At 50.9% G+C, this 19,981-nt stretch carries 18 protein-coding genes; 8 read left to right on the top strand and 10 right to left on the bottom strand.

The window, feature by feature from the left end:
- Positions 1–5 precede the first annotated feature (5 nt).
- Positions 6–1,208: a radical SAM family heme chaperone HemW gene (hemW, locus tag ABJU74_RS14645; RefSeq protein WP_348385421.1), complete on the bottom strand. Its 1,203-nt coding sequence runs from the start codon at positions 1,206–1,208 to the stop codon at positions 6–8.
- On the opposite strand from hemW, the gene ABJU74_RS14640 reads away from it, so the two are divergent.
- Positions 1,194–1,871 carry a CAP domain-containing protein gene (locus tag ABJU74_RS14640; protein ID WP_348385422.1) on the top strand — a complete coding sequence of 226 codons (678 nt, stop codon included), beginning with the start codon at positions 1,194–1,196 and terminating at the stop codon, positions 1,869–1,871. The genes hemW and ABJU74_RS14640 overlap by 15 nt on opposite strands.
- A gap of 14 nt (positions 1,872–1,885) precedes the next feature.
- Here ABJU74_RS14640 and rdgB read toward each other — a convergent pair whose 3' ends face one another.
- Complete coding sequence (gene rdgB / locus ABJU74_RS14635) at positions 1,886–2,515, bottom strand: RdgB/HAM1 family non-canonical purine NTP pyrophosphatase (RefSeq protein ID WP_348385423.1); 630 nt, start codon at positions 2,513–2,515, stop codon at positions 1,886–1,888.
- 8 nt (positions 2,516–2,523) lie between these two features.
- Entirely contained in the window at positions 2,524–3,237 is a 714-nt protein-coding gene (rph, locus tag ABJU74_RS14630; RefSeq protein WP_348385424.1) for a ribonuclease PH, read from the bottom strand.
- A gap of 275 nt (positions 3,238–3,512) precedes the next feature.
- Here rph and hrcA point away from each other — a divergent pair, with 275 nt between their 5' ends.
- The 3 genes from hrcA (at position 3,513) to ABJU74_RS14615 (ending at position 5,886) form a co-directional block, all read left to right on the top strand.
- The gene (hrcA, locus tag ABJU74_RS14625) at positions 3,513–4,556 is read left to right on the top strand and encodes a heat-inducible transcriptional repressor HrcA (protein ID WP_348385425.1); all 1,044 of its coding nucleotides are present in this window, start codon (positions 3,513–3,515) and stop codon (positions 4,554–4,556) included.
- Positions 4,553–5,164, top strand: a complete 612-nt coding sequence (gene grpE / locus ABJU74_RS14620; protein ID WP_348385426.1) for a nucleotide exchange factor GrpE — start codon at positions 4,553–4,555, stop codon at positions 5,162–5,164. Before hrcA ends, grpE begins: the two co-directional genes overlap by 4 nt.
- A gap of 128 nt (positions 5,165–5,292) precedes the next feature.
- Positions 5,293–5,886 carry a PadR family transcriptional regulator gene (locus tag ABJU74_RS14615; RefSeq protein ID WP_348385427.1) on the top strand — a complete coding sequence of 198 codons (594 nt, stop codon included), beginning with the start codon at positions 5,293–5,295 and terminating at the stop codon, positions 5,884–5,886.
- A gap of 3 nt (positions 5,887–5,889) precedes the next feature.
- On the opposite strand, the gene ABJU74_RS14610 is transcribed toward ABJU74_RS14615, so the two are convergent.
- Together ABJU74_RS14610 and ABJU74_RS14605 are read right to left on the bottom strand one after the other, a co-directional pair.
- Entirely contained in the window at positions 5,890–6,375 is a 486-nt protein-coding gene (locus ABJU74_RS14610) for a GNAT family N-acetyltransferase (RefSeq protein ID WP_348385428.1), read from the bottom strand.
- Positions 6,375–7,730: a GntP family permease gene (locus ABJU74_RS14605; RefSeq protein WP_348385429.1), complete on the bottom strand. Its 1,356-nt coding sequence runs from the start codon at positions 7,728–7,730 to the stop codon at positions 6,375–6,377. Before ABJU74_RS14605 ends, ABJU74_RS14610 begins: the two co-directional genes overlap by 1 nt.
- Before the next feature lie 311 nt (positions 7,731–8,041).
- Between ABJU74_RS14605 and ABJU74_RS14600 the strand changes: the two genes are divergently transcribed.
- Positions 8,042–8,338 (top strand): glycine zipper domain-containing protein, encoded by a 297-nt coding sequence (locus tag ABJU74_RS14600; RefSeq protein ID WP_348385430.1) that lies wholly within the window; start codon positions 8,042–8,044, stop codon positions 8,336–8,338.
- Between the two features lie 119 nt (positions 8,339–8,457).
- Here the strand turns inward: ABJU74_RS14600 and ABJU74_RS14595 are convergent, their stop codons facing one another.
- The 3 genes from ABJU74_RS14595 to ABJU74_RS14585 form a co-directional block, all read right to left on the bottom strand.
- A complete protein-coding gene (locus ABJU74_RS14595; protein ID WP_348385431.1) occupies positions 8,458–11,445 on the bottom strand; it encodes a CHAT domain-containing tetratricopeptide repeat protein in 2,988 nt (995 codons plus the stop codon).
- A 103-nt stretch (positions 11,446–11,548) separates the two neighbouring features.
- On the bottom strand, positions 11,549–13,378 hold the full coding sequence (locus tag ABJU74_RS14590) for a diguanylate cyclase (protein WP_348385432.1): 1,830 nt from the start codon (positions 13,376–13,378) through the stop codon (positions 11,549–11,551).
- An 87-nt stretch (positions 13,379–13,465) separates the two neighbouring features.
- On the bottom strand, positions 13,466–14,935 hold the full coding sequence (locus tag ABJU74_RS14585; protein ID WP_348385433.1) for an ATP-binding protein: 1,470 nt from the start codon (positions 14,933–14,935) through the stop codon (positions 13,466–13,468).
- Between the two features lie 104 nt (positions 14,936–15,039).
- Between ABJU74_RS14585 and ABJU74_RS14580 the strand changes: the two genes are divergently transcribed.
- The gene (locus ABJU74_RS14580) at positions 15,040–15,300 is read left to right on the top strand and encodes a hypothetical protein (RefSeq protein WP_348385434.1); all 261 of its coding nucleotides are present in this window, start codon (positions 15,040–15,042) and stop codon (positions 15,298–15,300) included.
- Between the two features lie 56 nt (positions 15,301–15,356).
- Positions 15,357–16,745 (top strand): MATE family efflux transporter, encoded by a 1,389-nt coding sequence (locus ABJU74_RS14575; RefSeq protein ID WP_348385435.1) that lies wholly within the window; start codon positions 15,357–15,359, stop codon positions 16,743–16,745.
- A gap of 40 nt (positions 16,746–16,785) precedes the next feature.
- Here ABJU74_RS14575 and ABJU74_RS14570 read toward each other — a convergent pair whose 3' ends face one another.
- On the bottom strand, positions 16,786–17,271 hold the full coding sequence (locus ABJU74_RS14570; RefSeq protein WP_348385436.1) for a vgr related protein: 486 nt from the start codon (positions 17,269–17,271) through the stop codon (positions 16,786–16,788).
- Positions 17,272–17,742 (bottom strand): copper chaperone PCu(A)C, encoded by a 471-nt coding sequence (locus ABJU74_RS14565; protein WP_348385437.1) that lies wholly within the window; start codon positions 17,740–17,742, stop codon positions 17,272–17,274. It lies immediately after the preceding gene.
- A 200-nt stretch (positions 17,743–17,942) separates the two neighbouring features.
- On the opposite strand from ABJU74_RS14565, the gene dnaK reads away from it, so the two are divergent.
- A complete protein-coding gene (gene dnaK / locus ABJU74_RS14560; protein ID WP_348385438.1) occupies positions 17,943–19,889 on the top strand; it encodes a molecular chaperone DnaK in 1,947 nt (648 codons plus the stop codon).
- Positions 19,890–19,981: the final 92 nt, after the last annotated feature.

Here is a 19,981-nt window from a genome sequence, read left to right as displayed (position 1 = left end):
GTGTCTCAGTTCCCGGAAGGATCAGCAATGAGTTCGGCCAATATAGCATCGAGCAATGGTAAGCCCTTTGAAGTCACAGTCAGGCGGTCCGCATCAAGGACGCACAATCCGAGCGCTGCCATTTTCTGAACCCGTGCGGCGTCGATCATTTGCGAAAGCGCAAGGCCGGTCTTGCGGCTGAGGGCGTTGAGATCGACCCCTTCGGTCAATCGCAGGCCCATCATCAAAGCTTCAGTTGCCCGCACCGCGCCGGATAGCATTTGTTCTGACTTTATGCCCGACCCGTTCCGCTCGATGGCGGATAGGAAGTTTTCCGGTTTTTTATGACGTTCCGTAGCGCAGTTTAAACGACGACCATGAGCACCCGGTCCGACACCCACATAATCTTCATAGCGCCAATAGGTTAGATTATGCCGGCTTTCCTGACCGGCCCTGGCGTGATTGCTAATTTCATAAGCCGGCAGCCCATGGGCCTGCGTAATGGCTTGGGTCAGCGCAAACATATCGGCGCAATGATCGTCATCGGCTGGAATTAGGGCGCCGGTGCGCACCAAGGTTTCGAAACGCGTACTGGGTTCGATGGTCAGCTGATAGAGAGACAAATGATCCGTGCCGAAGCGCAGCGCTTGCTCCAATTCCGATTGCCAATTTTTCAGAGATTGGTCAGGGCGTGCATAAATCAGGTCAAAGCTGACACGGTCGAAATTTTCCTGAGCAGTGTCCAAGGCCACAAGCCCTTCTGCAACATTATGTGCCCGGCCTAAAAACTCTAATATTTTGTCATCAAGCGCCTGTAATCCAAGGGAAACACGGTTGACGCCTGCTTGCGCAAGATCTGCGAACCTGCTGGCTTCAACCGACGAAGGATTGGCCTCCAAGGTTATCTCACAATGATCCGTTAGGCCCCATAGTTTATCAGCCTCTTCGATGAGTTTTGCGACGAGGTGAGGGGGCATGAGCGATGGAGTGCCACCGCCAAAAAAAACCGAACTGATCTGGCGCTTCTGATTAACTTTATATTCATGCCTCAGGTCAACAAGAAGAGCGGATAGCCACGCATGATGATCAATCTGATCACGCACATGGCTGTTAAAGTCGCAATAAGGACATTTTGCGATGCAAAAGGGCCAATGAATATACAGCGCCATTGCATCATCATCTGTCGGTTTTGCGATGCTGTTGGAGGGTGAATCATGAAGCATCGACATGTCAGTAGATATCCCAGAACTCTGGTGCAAGCAGCAATGCTTGTATTAATTGTCGGTTGTGGCGGACAAAGCGGTGAGAGCAGCCCTCCAGTGACTCTGCCGGATAATCCTACGCCTACGCCTACGCCTACGCCAACTCCGACACCAACACCGACGCCTACTCCCACACCAACTCCAACTCCAACTCCCACTCCCACTCCCACTCCCACACCTACACCTCCGGGCGATACATTGCTGCAAGTGATGCTGAGCGCGCATAATGTTGAGCGGGAAGAAGTTGGTGTACCAGCCGTTCAACTAGACGCTGCGCTGAGCGCCGCTGCGCAGGATTATGCTGAAACCTTAGTTGCCAATGGCCGTTTCGAACATAGTCCGGGATCATCACGCCCCAATCAAGGGGAGAATTTGTGGACCGGTACCGCGAACGCCTTTTCTTTTCAGGAAATGGTAGACGGCTGGATAAATGAGAAACAATTTTTTGTGGCTGGCACATTTCCCGATGTCAGTACAACCGGTCGTTGGCAGGATGTGGGCCATTATACACAGATAATCTGGCGCCAAACCACGACAATAGGATGTGGCTTAGCGAGTAATAATCAGCGAGATGTGCTGGTCTGTCGCTATAGTCCGCCAGGTAACTTTATTGGTAGATCAGTACCTTAAAGACATAAGTTCATCTAAAAACTGGCGGCGACCAGCTTTTGAAATGCATCAGCCCGATGGCTCATGTCATGCTTTTGCTGAGGTTCCAGTTCGGCAAAGGTTTGATCGAACCCAACGGGTTGAAATACTGGATCATAGCCAAATCCCATTTGCCCTCGCGGTGGCCAGACCAAATTCCCGCTGACTCTTCCTTCGAAAACTTCGGCATGTCCATCGGGCCAAGCGAGAGCCAGCGTGCAGGCGAAATAAGCGTTGCGCGGCGTATCCGGCCCGAGTTCGGCCAATTTTCCTTCGACCTTGCCCATCGCCATATACCAGTCCCGACCGGGACCGCCTTCATATTGATCGGCTTCGGCCCAATCCGCCGTATATACGCCAGGTGCCCCGTTCAGCGCTGCAACGCATAGCCCGCTGTCGTCAGACAATGCGACACAATCGCCCTCTTGTGCGCTGGCATGCGCCTTTAGCAACGCATTTTCCGCAAATGTTGTTCCCGTTTCCTCGGGTTCCGGAAGGTCCAGCTCAGCAGCGGAAACGGGTTCAATCCCGAATGGAGCCAATAATGCCTGAATCTCTCGAACTTTGCCTTGATTGTGACTGGCAATGATCAATTTCCCGGGCGTAAGCTTGCGATGTGCGGTCATATTCGCCTCTAGGAAACGGCTTTGTCTTGTGCCTCGAAAATCTGACCGCAGCCAATCTTGGCGAGCCGCATCAAGCGCATCAAGCCTTCATCATCAAAGGTTTCACCTTCGGCTGTCGCCTGAGCTTCGGCAATATTGCCATCACCGGTGAGCACGAAATTGGCATCGGCCCCAGCATTGCTATCCTCATCATAGTCAAGGTCGAGCACTGGATTCCCATTATAAATCCCACAGCTAATGGCTGCGATTTTCTGCTCGATGGGATCTTCGCTGATCAACTTCTGATCGAGCAGACCGTTAACCGCCAAGCGGAGCGCAACCCAAGCCCCGCTAATCGAGGCCGTGCGGGTTCCGCCATCGGCTTGAATGACGTCGCAATCCAATGTGATTTGACGTTCGCCTAGCTTTTTAAGGTCGACTACGGCGCGTAAAGAACGGCCAATAAGGCGTTGAATTTCTTGTGTTCTACCGGATTGTTTGCCGCGGGCTGCTTCTCGGGATCCGCGTGTGTGCGTGGCTCTGGGCAGCATGGAATATTCGCCGGTAACCCAGCCTTCGCCTTTGCCGCGAAGCCATGGCGGAATGCGTTCTTCGATGCTGGCAGTGCACAAAACACGGGTATCGCCGAAGCTGATCAGGCATGAGCCTTCTGCATGTTTGGTATATTCAGTTTCGATAGAAATAGCGCGCATCTCGTCCAGCGCGCGTCCTGATGGGCGCATTTATGATTCTCCTGTGGCTTCTTTCGGTGTCATAGTGCCATCGGTCTTCGACGCAACGGTTAAACACAAATTTGCGCGTTTCTAATGGAATTCACCGTCGAACCAAACCATCGTATCGTGACCATTAAAGGCCGCGATAGACGAGAAGCAAAAAAATATTTGTGCGCTGAATATTGATCTTGATCCAATATTGTTTCGGATCACAAAAAAACACAGCTTCGCGGACTGCAATTTAGGCATTTGAATTGCGGGCGCGATTGGCCATATAGCAAATCATGACTACTACACCCATCACAGAAATGAGCGATCGCACTCGTGATATTTTTCGCGTGGTGGTGGAATCCTATCTTGATAGCGGTGCACCGGTTGGTTCACGGACCATATCCAAGGCGCCGGGACTTGAACTTTCTCCCGCCTCGATCCGCAATGTCATGCAGGATCTCGAAGAACTCGGCTTACTCGCCGCGCCGCATACCAGCGCGGGACGCATGCCCACCGAATTGGGGTTGCGGCTTTTTGTCGATGGGATGATGCAAGCAGCGGAACCCTCGCGGGAAGAACGCGATGCCATTGAGAGCCAGATTAGTGAGCGAGGACCGGTCGAAGATGCACTGAGAGCCACGACCAGCATCTTGTCTGGTCTGTCCTCTTGCGCTGGCCTGGTCATGGTGCCCAAACGCGAGCCGACACTGAAGCAATTTAGTTTCGTGAAATTATCTGAAGGGCAGGGGCTGGCCATCCTAGTATCGCAAGATGGAGCCGTGGAAAACCGTGTGCTTGATTTGCCCATCGGAATTTCCGAATCTGCATTGGTCGAAGCAGGCAATTATCTGACTGCGCAATTTGGCGGGATGACACTGTCTCAAGCGTTGGGACGTCTGGACAATGAAATCCACGCCGGGCGGATGGCGATCGACAAAGCATCTGAAGATCTTGTGAAACGCGGATTTGCAACTTGGACGGAAGACCCCGCAGAACGCCCGGTGCTCATTGTGCGAGGACAAGCGAATTTGCTGGAAGACAGCGCTTTGGAAGATCTCGACCGGGTGCGTCAATTGCTCGACGAATTAGAGGGGAAGCAGGAAATATCCCGGCTATTGGATAATGCGCGAGATGCAGAGGCCGCCAAAATATTTATTGGTGCAGAGAATAAATTATTCTCGCTTTCCGGCTCATCTGTGATAGCGGCCCCTTATAAAGACGGCGATGGGCAAGTCGTCGGTGTGGTTGGTGTTATTGGTCCGACCCGCTTGAACTACGCCCGGGTCGTACCCATGGTAGATTTTACCGCACAGACCTTATCTAGATTGTTAAAATGAGTGACGAAATAATGAGTGATACGAAACCGCAGGACAATGAAGACGCGAAATTGGATGAAGCGGCGGCAGCCGAATTGGAAGGCGTTCCGGATTCGATGAAAGAAGGCGGTGAAACCGCTTCTGACGAACCCACTGCTGAAGAGCGCATTGCAGGTCTGGAAAATGAGCTGGCAGAAGCCAAGCAGCAGGTTCTCTATGCTCAGGCAGAAACACAAAATGTCCGTCGCCGTTTGGAAAAAGACGCGCAAGACGCGAAAGCATACGCTGCAACTGGTTTCGCTCGCGATATGCTGAGTGTTTCGGACAATCTCCAGCGCGCATTGGCGGCAATCCCAACCGAAATTAAGAATGAAGAAAAATGGAAAGGTTTGATCGGCGGCATTGAAGCCACTGGCCGAGAGCTGGAAACCGTATTTGAGAAAAACGGCATTAAACGCGTTGCCTCTGTTGGATTGCCGCTCGATCCCAACCAGCATCAGGCGATGGTCGAAGTGCCTACCGACGAGCACGAACCCGGCGTTGTTGTCCAAGAAATGCAAGCTGGCTATATGATTAAAGATCGCCTTTTGCGGCCTGCCTTTGTCGGTGTCGCCAAAAAGCCCGAATAGATTTTCTGATTTTACGAAAATTATTGTCTGTTTAAAGCCGCTTAGCAATTTTGTGGCTCGTACCGCCTTGCACATCTTGTATAAAGATATATCTTAGAAATTACTTAGATAGAAAAGAAGGGTCTATTATGCGATATGCAAACTATAATGATTGCGGACCACGGGGCCGCCGCGGTAAGCAATGGGGCTATATGAATGGACAGAAATTTGCTCGGGCTTTTGCCGCTGCTGCTTTTGAAGGTGCCAAAGCCAAGCGCCGTGCGCGTGTTTTCCAGCGCGGAGAATTGCGCCTGGTTCTGCTGCATTTGATTTCTCAAGAGTCGCGCCACGGCTATGATCTGATCCAGCAAATTGAAGAGCTAACGGGCGGTCACTATGCACCAAGCCCGGGCATAGTCTATCCCACTTTGACTTTGATGGCGGAGATGGATCTGATTGCGGAGCAAGCCGATGATGGTGGCAAGAAAATCTATGCGGTCACCGAAGCCGGAACGGCTTTGTTGGCGGATGAAGAGAAGCATATTGCAACCATCTTGAAACGGCTGGAAGATATTGCCGAAATGGATCGGGCTTCTGACGGTGCATCGATTCGCCGGGCCACCAATAATCTGAAAACGGCTATTCGGATTCGCTTGGCGGAAGAAGAAAAAGGGTCGGAGAGAATTCTCGACGTGGCAGCCATTATTGACGAGGCGGCCAGCAAGATCGAACGATTGAAGTAACCGTTATAGCATCAACACCATTTGCACGTTGCACCGTGCATAGGGCGTTGGCCATAATGCATCTTCGGTCAAATGCTGAAAGCCGCACCGTTCATATAAGCGGATCGCGGCTTTCAGATCATTGTTGGTCTCCAACCAGATGGCATTGGCGCCCATGGCGCGGCCTTCAGAGATAAGCGCTTCTAAAACCGCTCTGCCAATCCCGCGTCCCCGCAATTCTTTCTGGGCCGCCATTTTAACGATTTCGAGCCATTTCTTTCCATCTTGTGGATTGTGATGTGGCGGAAGAATGGCACCTGTACCGACAATCTGGCCATCCAGTTCTGCGACAATCACTTGGCCGCCTTGACCTAAAATGGTTTTTTCCAAGCCTTCCAGTTGATCCGTGTCGCTCTGTTCCACCGTAAAGGATTCTTCGATCCAATCGCGGTTCAGTGCAATAAAGGCCGGTTTGTCGGCAGGGATATATTGGCGGGTAACCAGCGACATCAGAACAGCGTAAAGAGCATGACAGCCATGATCGTTCCAATGACGGGGATAATGACGGTCAAGGCGCCGACCGCACCATAGGCATCTTTATGCGTTTCCCCGCAAACCGCACGAATAGTGGTCACCACATAGCCATTATGCGGCAAGCTATCGAGCGCACCGGAAGAAATGGCGACAACCCGGTGCAGTTCATCTGGCTGTGCACCGACATCGAGATAATGAGGGGCTATTAGCGGCAAGGCGATGGTTTGGCCGCCCGATGCCGAGCCGGTCAATCCTGCGATAACCGTTACCGCTATAGCGGCCCCGATAAGCGGACTGCCGGGAATATTCTGAACCATGATCAACGCTTCTTGAAAAGCGGGCGAGAGTTTGGCAACCGCTCCAAAACCGACTACCGCACAAGTATTGGTAATTGCAACCACGGCACTGGTGGCACCGCGGGAAAAAGCTTCGGGCATGGCTGTCAACTTCCGATATCCGACGGCCAATGCGACCACAGCACCGGACCCCAAGGCGGCAACCAGAGCCCATTTGTCCAATGAGTTTTGCGGTAAGATCGCAGATAAGGGCCCCATATCCTGCGGATATTGGAAAATCAGAAATATGCCCAGCACGGCGACAAGCGGCAATAGACAAAGAAGCGGAGCGGGCAAATTGCCATAGTCGGTATTATTGTCATCCGATTCCCGGCCGATAAAAGTTTCTCCTCTAGCAACCGCTCGTTTCACCATATGGTTCAGCCAAAATTGTCCGGATATGGCCATGAACAGAGCGACGACCAGACTGACTTCCCAACCCGCATAGGCATTGGTCCCTAGGAAATCCATCGGGATCAGATTTTGAATTTCCGGACTGCCCGCAGTGGTCATTGTAAAGGTCACAGATCCAAAAGCGAGTGCCGCCGGGATAAAACGACGCGGCAAATTGGCTTCGCGAAACAGATGGACAGCGAGCGAGTAAACCGAAAAAGACACGATGAAAACGCTGACGCCGCCATAAGTTAGAATGGCGCAAGCCGCGACGACCGCTAATACGGCATGTTTGATCCCGATTTTGTCAATCACCCAATGCGCGACGCTCGCTGCGGCGCCCGAAGCTCCCATGATTTCACCAAAAATGGCGCCCAGCAAAAACATGAAAAACCAGCTTTTGAAAAAGCTAACAAAGCCATCCATGTAGGCGGTTGCAAAATCCGGTGCGCCTTCTGCTGCCAGAGGTGGTAACCAGGCCAATCCGCTGGTCGCCGCCACCAGCGCCGCAGCAATGGGTCCGGCGATCAGAATATTCACCCCTTTCACTGTCATATAGATCAACAAAGCCAGTCCGCTGATTAATCCAATAGCCGAAATCATGCTTGTGTCCCCTTTTCGAGCGTGCCTTTTGGCAGAGGAAGGGAACAGGCGGCAAGGATCAAATTAGATGGGTGTCAAAAGCAGCACTCTCTTTAAGCTGGAAACAGCCGCGAGTGGGTTGATGCGCAACTGAATGTCCTGGAAATAGGAGGAGAATCTGTACGGTCCAAAGGCGGTTAACCGTCATGAGTTTGGTGATTACCGCACCGTCAGCGCCATTCGTCGGAAAAACACAGTTCGTTCAGCAAATAGACGGTTTCCTTGCCATTTAACTGTTTTCTCTGGGGGCAGTTTATCTCAGGAGTATGACCATGCAAAAATGGGCTAATAAATATACCAGCTTGTCGTTTACCGCCATAGCGGCTCTATCGCTGTCCGCTTGTGCGGGTAACTACGCTGGAGAAGGAGCAGCCGCTGGGGCGGCGACCGGCGCGATTATTGGCGCGGTGACCGGCGATACAGATGATGCCTTAAAAGGAGCTGCTATCGGCGCTGCTGCCGGTGCGGCAGCAGGTTATTTTGTCGACAAAAATGACGATTGTGACGGGTATAATGATAATGGCGATCTGGATGATGATTGCCGCGGCAAAGCGGGTTATCCGGACTAACCAAAACTTTCGCTGGGATATGGAATCCGAGGTTTTGTGTCCGCGCAAAACAGATCGGCTTTCATATTCCGGCGCCGAAATTTGGGCTGGCAGCATCGCCTTTGCCTGCTGACACAGGTCTAAGGTTCACCGACGAGGGAAAATGGCGCCCAGGCATTAGGATGTGCCCAGCTATCACTGTCGGTATCTTGAACCGGGTTGTTTCGAATTTCTCGCATGGCTTGCTGCAATGCCTGAGCACGTGTTTTTCTTGGATCGTTTTTGGTAATTTCTATCATGCGTACGGTTATTTTTGCGGCCACATCATCTCTGACAGGCCAATGCGAAGCCAGCAGCGTTTGGGCTCCTGCGTAGAAAAATGACCGCGCCAATCCGGACAAGCCATCCGCGCCGGCGCGTCCATCGCCGCCTGCGGTATTGCAGGCCGATAAGATGACCCAATCGCTTTTAATTGTCAGTTGGGCAATATCCGACGTACTGAGATAGCCATCATCTGCAGGACCAGGTTGCGCCGGTGGCGTCAATACGAGCCCTGGCTCGGCGATCGTCCCAATTTCGCCTGCCAATAAGCCATGAGTAGCAAAAGCAATCACCTCTGCGTTTAAATCCATGTTGCGGATTTGTGTTTCTGTCGCTTGGTCAGCCAAGAATAATGCATTGGATGGTTTTCCAAAGGATGACCAGATAGAAGCCAGTTCGGTGGCGGTTCCAGGAAGTCGGGCCATTTTTTTCAACGCGGACATATCTGCAGGCGTTTTAGCGCGATTTTTTAGGCTGCGAAGATTTCCTCTCGATTGGGACTGTCCTTGCAAAACCGGATCACCGAACCCCAAGAAGCGCATCGGCCAAATGGCATTTTCTTTTTTTCCTTCAGCGCGAATGAAACGGAGCGAACTGACATTGGGAATTTGAACAATAGCAAAGTCATCCGCGAGCCATTTTGCTGATCGCAATACCGCCGGATTTCCATCGTCACCTTTCGGTACTTGTTTGACCAAAATGCCCAAAGGAAGACTGGACAACGAACCGGATGCCGAGACAAAAATATGGGATTTCCCCTGTAAATTTTTGGCAATGGGAGCAATGATTTCTTGGTATAAACTATGCGCGGTTTCAAAATCATAAGGATATGCGCCAGATCCTTCTTCCTCCCATTCAAGGCTTTCGTTGATGCCGACATCGACATTTGCACCAATGTCCCACAAGAGCCGGCGCGCGGCAGTATCAATTTTCTCGCGCGTCCATGAACTTTTATGCCACGTTATCCGGTCCTTGTCGGCAAGTATTATATGGGTGCCCAAATCGGTCGGTATAACAAGCAATATAGTTTCATCATCGCGCAGAAGCGGGGCAAGGGCTTGTTGGGATAAGCTTGCCGGAAGAATGAACGAAAAATAGTCAGGGGCCGCAGAGCGCAAACGTTGATTCAACGACTGCAATTTTGCCAACATTTGTGCATTTTGAACCAGAAGTTCTTCGATATTGTCGCCGCCCAACAGCGAGCTGGTTTGCTGGCTCCGATTCAAAGCAATATCTTCTATGACCTGTTCGCGCTCCTCCACAACCGGAAGGAGATTGCGCGCGGCGGCATGGCCTTTAGCAGCGGATTTGGCCAAAGCGCGACCTGCGGGATTATTCTGGACGGATTGCAGTTTTTGAAAAACATCATCTTTTATGACCGCAAAATCTTGAATATCATCGCCCAATTTTTGTTTATTCTGGGTCAATAATTTCCAGCCGATATCTGCGTAAAGTTCAAAAAACTTTTTGCTTTTGATCGCGCTTAAGGGATTGGATCCTTTTGCCGGAGAAAGAGCAGCAATTTGAGACTGGGCAGACAAATAGTCCGTAACCTCCGACAGCGATGAGAGTCCCTCCGATAGCATGCCGGGAATTTCATATCTTGATCGGGCGAGCCAATAGTGAGAGCTCAGCATTCTTGTGTTCACGGGCAATCCATCCTTCGACGGATCTGTGGCGAGCTTTGACAATAGGCTTTCAGCTTCACCGAAGCGAGCGTTGGCAATAAGGGCTTCTGCAAAAGCTTGTTGGGCAAAACGAGTTAGTCGATGGTCTAATCCAAATTTACTTTCATGCGCAGCAAGCGACTTTTTGGCGAAAGCAAGAGCGGGTTCGGGCATTTGTGATTTCAGCAATGCGAAGGAATAATTGTGCATGCTGTTGAGCGTTTCAGGATGTTGATCGCCCAGTGTCTGACCGTAGGACTGAAGCAATTGTTCGAACGCGGTTCTGGCAGCGTTCAATTGCCCCAGCTTTACCAAGGTTAGAGCATGTCTTTTTTTGCTCGCCAAAGTGAGGGGATGATCGGGCCCAAGACCGGCTTGCCGTTTTTCCCAGATATCAAATTGAATATCTTTCGCGGCCTGCAATTCTCCGCGATCGCGCAAAATCAGTCCGAAAATATCGAGAGCTTCCAACATTTTGGGATGACCGTCAGGCAATTGCTTGCGGCGTTCAATAAGAACATTTTGAATTTGCGAATAGGCCTTATCGAACTGGCCAACATCTCTTAAATATTGAGCATATTTTGCGCGAACAATCTGTGTGTTCGATGATCGATCACCGAATTCCGAGCGATGTTCCTCCGTTGATATTTTCAATTGCTCTAGGGCTTGCGAAATATCTCCATTTCTCGCCAGTATTCGCGCGAAATTATACCGTGCTTTCAACCGCCCGGACGCTCCAAAGTTGCTGGGCGGCAAATCTATTGTATCGGCGAAAACCTGCTGGGCTTTATGGCGCTGTTCATTCCGTTCAAGGAGTAAGCCATAGCGATTCAGCATTTCATCCATGCCCAAAAAATCCGTGCACGGATGCTCTACTTGCAGCTGCCATATGCGCTCAAAACTCTTTTTTGCTTTTCGATCGTCGCCGGCTTGTTCCAGCTCATCGGTACGCTGGGCCAAGCTTGCAAAGCGGTCGGCCAGTATTTTTGGAGCGACCGTGATTAAAGATGGTGCGGTTTGCTTTTCAATGTCGCAAATTTTGGATGGTGGGCTATCTGACGAGCGCGCTTGAATGGTGGCGGGTATAGTGGTCACCAGACCGATAATGAACAGCTTTCGCAATATAGTTCGTCTGACCATGGCAGCACCGAGTGAAACAGCGGATAATTTGACATAGTCACATCTATATTCGCTGGCCTGATGAAGCAAGCGTTGGCGCAATTGGGTTGAACATCAGAAGATATTAGGCCGCCAGACGGAGTAAGTTTCGGCCGTCTTGTTTGGCTTTATATAGGGCCTCATCAGCGCGCCGCAAAGCATCATCAATGTCGTCATTCTCATCGAGTGATACCAAGCCAGCGCTAACCGTGACCTCGGATAATCCGCTGGTATTCCAGCGTTGATTAGCAATTAGCAATCGCAGTTTTTCAATGATCTTAAACCCACTGCGCGCATCTTCACCTGGCAATATAACCAGAAATTCTTCACCGCCCATTCGGCCGACGAGATGTTCCGGGCGCAATTGATTGGTCACGATTTTTGCAACCCGGCGTAGCACTTTATCGCCCATTTGATGACCAAAACGATCATTGACGGACTTGAAATGGTCGATATCGAAAATTGCAATGGTCAACGGTGTATTGTCGCGCTTCGCAGCACGAGCAGCCGTTCTTAGTCGCGCCAATGCTTTGCGGCGATTGGCAATTCCGGTCAATTCATCGGTTTCGGCAAGACGCTGCGCTGTTGCAGCTTCGCGCAATGCGTTACTTCGCGCGATGCGCAGGGCTTCCAACGTTTCTGTTTGCTCGGAAATATCTTGGAAAGTTCCGAACAGCCCTTCAAATTCTCCGGTGGGGGAGAAGCGCGGTTGACCAATGCTGGAAACATGCCGGATTGTGCCATCGGGTCGGATGATCCGCGCTTGGTAAGCAAAGCCTCCCTGATTTTCCATGGCGGTCAACAGCGTGCGCCTGACATTTTCGCGATCCTTTGGATGATAGAGCTTAAGGGACGAGGATTCTTCTAAGTCCATCGATTCATCTATTTCAAGATTGTCTTGGTCAATGCCATGGATGCGATAAACCTCTTCTGACCAGACCAATGAGCTATTGTCCGATCCGAGATACCAGTGACCAACCTGTGCGGTGTTTTCCGCCATTTTGAGCAGGGCATTGGTTTGCGCATATTGATCGATGAGCTTCGCCTTTGCTGCCATCAAAGCCGATAACGGCCAGACCGCGCACAACAGGCTGAGCAGATAAAATTGCAAGAATAGTGTATTGCTATGCAAGCCGAAAATAACGCTTTTGGACGACGAGAAATCCGTTTGCCCAATAGATAGAATTGCGATGAAGCTGATGCTGATCGCTGCTCCACGAGCACCGAAAAAATAGGTTGCGGCAATAACGCCGATAACCGGTAGAAACAGAAAGCGGCCGTCTATAGAAGAGAGCAAAAGGGATCCGATTGTGGCGACGATAGCGAGACCCAAAAACAGTTTGGCGAACGGACCCAAGGGCGATTTCACAATATCATCTCGTCGTTCATGGGCAATTGTGACAACCACGGGCGTCACTATCAATGTGCCCAAACAGACGGTTAAGAACCAGGAGACGAAAAAAGTGATAGAAAAATCACCGCCCAACCCGGTGGCGATCGCGCCGCTGACCAAACTGCCAACGAGCGTGGCACCAAAAAATGTCGCAAGAAGACGCGTATCTTCGAGCATCTTCGGGACGCCGCAAGTCCGGATGATCAGTTGACTAATCAGCAGTCCTTCGACGAGATTGGCACATGTGAAGGCAAGGGCGGTGCTAACTGGGACATCATATAGTAAATTTGAGGCCATGCTGGCCATGCCGACAGAAGCGATGAGCGGAAAAGTCTGTCCCGGTCGCGCCAATAGTAAGGCCGAGACGAAAATACCGCTTGCCGGCCAGATGGTTGCGATTCCTCCGGCGCCTTGCGTTAGATCGAGTGCAAGGCTTGCTGCGACACAATAAGCGATGCCTATCACGCCTGCGAGTGACCAGTTTTGCCACCATTTATCGTTTTTCACTACAGTTTCGCTCATGCCAAAGTGCATGGGCGGCAAAGGTTAAGAAACGTCAAAAAAAACCTAGGAATCAGATCAATATGCTGGCGTTGCACTTTTTTACAACTATTGTGCTTCGGTGCTTAGTCCCAATTGCGGAATGCCGATCGATCGTTTGCCGCCGAAATCGTCCCTTACGACAATCGCACCTTGTTTTTCCATATAATCGACCAGTCGCCTTATGCGCCCGGGAGAACGGGTACCATAGGCGCGTCCCAATATCGCATCGTCGGGACAAGCATTACCGTCCATTGCAGCGCGAGCAATTTGCAGAAATGGTGCCGCCATATCTTCTGGGAGTTTTGATGCTGCGTCCAAAAGGGGATCCCAACGCGGGTTTTCCGGATCCATTATTCCGCCTTTGGCAAAAGCAAATCTGCGCCGAAATTCATTCAGGTTTAACGGGACCGGTAAAAGCTGTTCCATCCGGCAACGCACCGAAAAATCCTGATAAAGCAGAGCGTCTGGCTGATAAGCGCTGTCAGCGTCTGCGAGCATTTCCTGTAAAATTGTTACGATTACCGGATCCTGATCGATCTTCTTAGCATCTCTATCCTCTGGACCGGCATTGCCTTCGGATTGAGGTGCTAAATCCAAGCCCGGCTTGGCAATCTGGCGGATCAACTCTTCGGCGGCAATGGATGGCTTCGGCGGCTGCTCAACAACGGTTGTTGGCTCTGTTTCCATTTCAGCGAATAGCATGTTGCGTAAGTCTTCAGGTTGTGCCTCCGGCATAGGCAAGAGACTGTGCGTGCCCATTTTGGTATTGGTATGGGTAGGGCCGATTTTCATCGATATTGGGCGCCGCGAAATGGCGGGGCCCAGTCCCAAAAAGCAACCGCGTTCGAGATCGCGGATCCGTTCTGCTTGTCGGCGCTCCATCCCTAAAAGATCCGCGGCGCGCGCCATATCAATATCCAAAAAGGTTCGGCCCATGAGAAAATTGCTGGCCTCTGCGGCAACGTTTTTTGCCAATTTGGCTAGCCTTTGGGTTGCAATTGCACCCGCCAATCCGCGTTTCCGGCCACGGCACATCAGATTGGTCATCGCGCCGAGACTGGCGCGCCGGACGGCATCGGGAACATCCCCGGCGACAGAAGGTGCGAACATTTGTGCCTCGTCTACAACCACCAGTGCGGGATACCAATGATCACGAGGCGCATCGAACATGGCGTTTAAAAAGGCCGCCGCACAGGTCATTTGTGCTTCCAGTTCCAACGCTTCGAGATTGAGAATTATTGAGGCGCGATGTTCTCGAATTCTCGCACCCATTGTCGCGATTTCTTGCTCATTATAATCGCCAGCATCAATAACCACATGAGTATAGGCATCGGCCAGCGTTGCAAAGTCGCCCTCTGGATCGATCACGACCTGTTGAACCAGATGCGCGCTTTCTTCCATTAAACGGCGCAAAAGGTGAGATTTTCCCGAGCCTGAATTGCCTTGCACCAGGAGCCGCGTTGCCAGCAACTCTTCGATGTTTACATGCACGGCTTGTCCCGTGTCATCAGACCCTATTTCAATTGAAACACTCACAGCAGCGCCCTACCGAGGAGAATATCAACTTGCAACCAATCCGATCGATTGACGTGATCAATTTTTCAATAGTGTTGTCTTTGGTCTTCGCCTAATCGGAAGGAATGGATTTTGATGATCAATTGCACCGTTATTTTGGAACCGCAGACCTAGCCAGCGTCCATGCTGAAGCATTGCAGGCTGGCCTGGAAAAAATGCACGTAGATCTGGGCTTGGAAAAAGACTCCGGACGACGCTTTGCTTTGTGGACTGTGTTATACATGCTGGGGTCCAGTCCGGATATCGATGAGGTTTTTGAAGATCCAGCTGAACGTGATTCTGCTCGAGATTTCATGGACTTGATCGACCGCGCAAAGGACAACTAAGGCCTCGATGTCAGGATTCGCTAGCGCCGCCTGTCCGGCTGGGCTAACGGGCAATCATGGCTAGCGCAGCATATTCTTCCCCAACGCCTCATCCGTGGCGCCGCGAGGCGAGCACGACCTTGAAACTCGCCTGGCCTTTGATTTTGTCCAATCTCACCATGGCTCTGATTGGGGCGACCGATGTGCTGATGATCGGTTGGCTTGGCGCCCGTGAATTGGCCGCAGCGACTTTGGGGTTCAATCTCGCCATGAGTTGCGCGATTTTCTGCATGGGACTTGTGACCGCGTCTGCGCCGATGATGGCAAGCGAGATAGGGCGGATGAGCCACAGCGTCCGCGATGTCCGCCGCACGTTTCGGCAAGCCATCTGGTCAGCAATAGCCGTGATAATTCCCTTTTGGATGTTGCTCTGGCAAACCGAAACTATATTGGTCTTTGCTGGCCAACAGCCGGACCTGGCACATAATGCTGGTCTTTATATATCGGCCTATATGTGGTCGATATTACCGTTTCTGTGTTTCATCATTTTGCGTAATTTTGTGTCGGCGCTCGAACAACCGGTTTGGGCATTGATCATTAGCATCATCGCGGTGCTCGCCAATGCCTTGTTCAACTATGCCCTTATTTTCGGGAAATTTGGCGTGCCGGCTTTCGGTGTCGTTGGTGCAGGTATTGGCAGTGTGATGACCAACTTGTTGATGTTCGGAGGCATGGTGTTGGTGGTCATCTTGCACAAACGGTTTCGCCGATATCATTTGTTTGGCCGGTTTTGGAGAGCGGATTGGCAGCGCTTTGGGGCCTTGTGGAAGCTGGGCTTGCCCATTGCGGTGACGATGGGGCTGGAAGGGTCAGTCTTCGGGATCGCCGCATTGCTCATGGGCTGGATTAATGCGGAATCTGTCGCAGCACATGCTATAGCCCTGCAGCTGGCGTCGCTCACGTTCATGGTACCGATGGGACTAGCGCAAGCGGCAACCGTGCGCGTGGGCATTCAATATGGTCGGCGCGATCATGCTGGTATCGCGCGGGCAGGCTGGGTCAGCTTTGTAATTGGCACAGGATTCATGGCAGCCATGGCCTTGGTGTTTGTGCTCGCTCCGGATTTCCTGATTGCGATATTCATTGATGCCGAAGCACCGGGCAACGAAAAAGTTGCCGCTCTCGCTGTCAGTTTTCTAGCGATCGCAGCGATTTTTCAAATAGTTGACGGTGCACAAGTTGTCGGTGCTGGGATGCTGCGCGGGCTTCACGATACCACGGTACCGATGATCTTCGCGCTTATGGGCTATTGGTTCATTGGTATTGGGGTTGGAGCTGGCCTCGCTTTTTGGCAAGGTTGGGAAGGCATTGGAGTCTGGACCGGTTTGGCTAGCGGATTGGGCATTGTTGCGATATTAATGTTGGCGCGCTGGTTGATGCGCGCGCGGATCGGACTTCTGCCTTGAGTCTGGCGTTATAAACAGGCCATTGCTCTCAATGGCGTGGTCAGTTGCCGAGATATTGGGCGTTAAAAGGCACAAGCCCGGCAAAATGTTTCGCCGTGTAGCCATTTTTGAGCCGCGCGCCTTGCTTGAGCAAAAAATCGTGACGGACAATTTCGGCTTGCTGCTCAATCCCATATTTTGCGAAAGGTTTACCAGGAACCAATTGATAGTCATATTGGCAAAACGGATGACGGGCGATCGGCAAGAATATTCCGGCTTGATGCTGCCAGACATGGACCATTTCGTGAATGAACAAGCCTTTTAGGTTGAGATCGGCTTCGCTATAATCGTCTCGAAAGAGCCCGCCTTTGGGATGAAACCATAAATTCCCATCGGGTGCCATCGTGACCCGCTTAGGATGAAAAAACCACCATTTGCGGTTAAATATCCGAACTTTATCATAATCAATTGCATCCCCGAAAACAGAGTGGGACAATTCGATTTCCGCCGGATTGAGCGGGCGTGATGAACCAGTTGGAGCTGTCACTTATTCAGCGCTATCCGGGTCCGCATTGGCCGGGGCGGCTCCGCCAATTTGTTTTATCACTGCGTTGACTTCAATTCGATCATCATTGGAAAAAATGAATAGCATCCTAAGCGATCCTTGGGCGACAGATCCGCCTCCAACGCCCCAAATCATCAAATGCTTGCCACCGGGTTCTAGTTTAACCGTGCCCCCTGCAGGTATCGCAACTTTGTCCACCGGCTGCATAGATGCCACGCCATTATCATCCGTTGTTTCATGTATTTCCATGCGCATAACATCGTCGGAAGTGACCCCGACCAGCGTTACATCGTCAGGACCGCCCAAGATTGTGGCATATCCAGAGGATGGATTGCCTTCAACCGGAGAGATATTGACCACAACATCTTTGACCAGCAAAACGTCGCCTTGGCCACAAGAGGCTAAAAAAACTGCAACAAGGCCAGCAAAAAAAATCGAAAGCTGTTTTGTCATGATTGGCTGAAAACTCCTGAATTCTGGCTCATAAACACTCTACTTCTCTATGTATAGTTTCCGCATCTCGATGCCAAGGCTTGTGCCGAAGAAAATGGCACCTATATCCCATCTCGAAGCCGTAACAGTGCCAATCGAAAAGGGCTGGGCGGCTATTTTGCTAGATTTAGAGAATATTTGAAAATTGAATTGAGGGAAAAATGGCTAAAGTTATCGGTATTGATTTGGGCACCACCAATAGCTGCGTTGCAGTTATGGATGGCGGTAAGCCAAAAGTTATTGAAAATGCAGAAGGCGCTCGCACGACACCATCGGTTGTCGCATTTGCCAAAGACGGCGAACGTTTGATTGGACAACCGGCAAAGCGCCAAGCCGTAACCAATCCGGAAAGTACGATTTTTGCAGTGAAGCGCCTTATTGGTCGCCGGTTCGATGACCCGATGACGAAAAAAGATATGAAGTTGGTGCCTTATGAGATTGTCAAAGGTTCCAACGGCGATGCATGGGTGAAGGCCGGCGGAGAAGATTATTCTCCCGCGCAAATTTCAGCTTTTACGCTTCAAAAAATGAAAGAAACGGCTGAAGGCTATCTGGGCGAAACCGTTACGCAAGCGGTGATCACCGTTCCCGCTTATTTTAACGATGCACAGCGCCAGGCGACCAAAGATGCCGGTAAAATTGCTGGCCTAGAAGTTTTACGGATCATCAACGAACCAACCGCTGCTGCATTGGCATATGGCCTGGAAAAAAATGACGGCAAAACTATCGCTGTTTATGACCTTGGCGGGGGTACGTTCGATATCTCCATCCTTGAAATTGGTGATGGCGTGTTCGAAGTGAAATCAACCAATGGTGATACATTTTTGGGTGGTGAAGATTTTGATGCCAAATTGGTCGAGTTTCTCGCTGAAGATTTCAAAAAAGCAGAGAGCATTGATTTGACCAGCGACAAGCTGGCTCTGCAGCGTCTCAAAGAAGCGGCGGAAAAAGCGAAAATTGAATTGTCATCTGCGCAAACCACAGAAGTGAACTTGCCCTTCATTACTGCTGATCAAAACGGCCCGAAACATTTGGTTAAGTCGATTACACGTTCTGATCTTGAAAAGCTTGTTGGCGATTTGATCAAGCGGACTTTGGATCCCTGCAAAAAAGCACTGAAAGATGCTGGAATTAACGCATCGGAAGTGGACGACGTCGTGATGGTGGGCGGGATGACTCGCATGCCTAAAGTACGCGAAACTGTTCAGGAATTTTTTGGCAAAGAACCACATACCGGTGTTAATCCCGACGAAGTGGTGGCCATGGGCGCTGCGATTCAAGCCGGCGTTTTGCAAGGCGATGTGAAAGATGTTTTGCTGCTGGATGTGACGCCATTGTCATTGGGTATTGAAACGCTGGGCGGTGTGTTCACACGGATGATCGATCGTAACACGACAATCCCAACGAAAAAATCGCAAGTCTACTCCACCGCTGATGATAATCAGGGCGCCGTGACAATTCGGGTCTTCCAGGGCGAACGCGAGATGGCCGCTGACAATAAGATGTTGGGCAATTTCGATTTGGTCGGCATTCCTCCGGCACCTCGCGGCGTTCCTCAAATTGATGTCACCTTTGATATCGATGCCAATGGTATTGTGAACGTCTCAGCTAAGGATAAAGGTACCGGTAAAGAACAGCAGATTAAAATTCAGGCATCAGGCGGATTGAGCGATAGTGATATCGATCAAATGGTTGAAGATGCTGAGAAATTTGCTGAAGAAGACAAGAAACGTCGGGAAGAGGCGGAAGCCAAAAATAATGCCGAAAGTCTTGTTCATACCACCGAAAAACAATTGTCGGAACATGGTGACAAGATTGACGACGAGCTAAAAGGCCAAATTGAAGAAGCGGTTAAAGAAACCAAGGAAGCCATTGAATCCGGCGATCCGGAAGCGATGAAGACCAAATCCGAAGCGCTTGCTCAGGTCTCCATGCAAATGGGCCAGAAAATCTACGAAGCCGAACAAGCCGCGGGCGGGGATGCGGCTGATGCCGCGGCTGCCGACGCAGCAGCGCAGGCGGATGATGATGTGGTTGATGCTGAATTTTCCGAAGTTGATGATAGCAATGATGCCGATTCTGACGATAAAGAAAAAGCAGCAGAATAAATGAATCCCAAAGGCCGTTCGGTCTGGAATAGCGATAGAAATTTCGTTCTCGAAATTATCTGAAGCAATTTCACGCAGAACGGCCTTTTAGA

Source organism: Parasphingorhabdus sp. (genome assembly GCF_039982415.1).
GTDB lineage: Bacteria > Pseudomonadota > Alphaproteobacteria > Sphingomonadales > Sphingomonadaceae > Parasphingorhabdus.
Note: the sequence above shows the minus strand (reverse complement) of the source record. Positions and strands in the feature narration are given on the sequence as shown.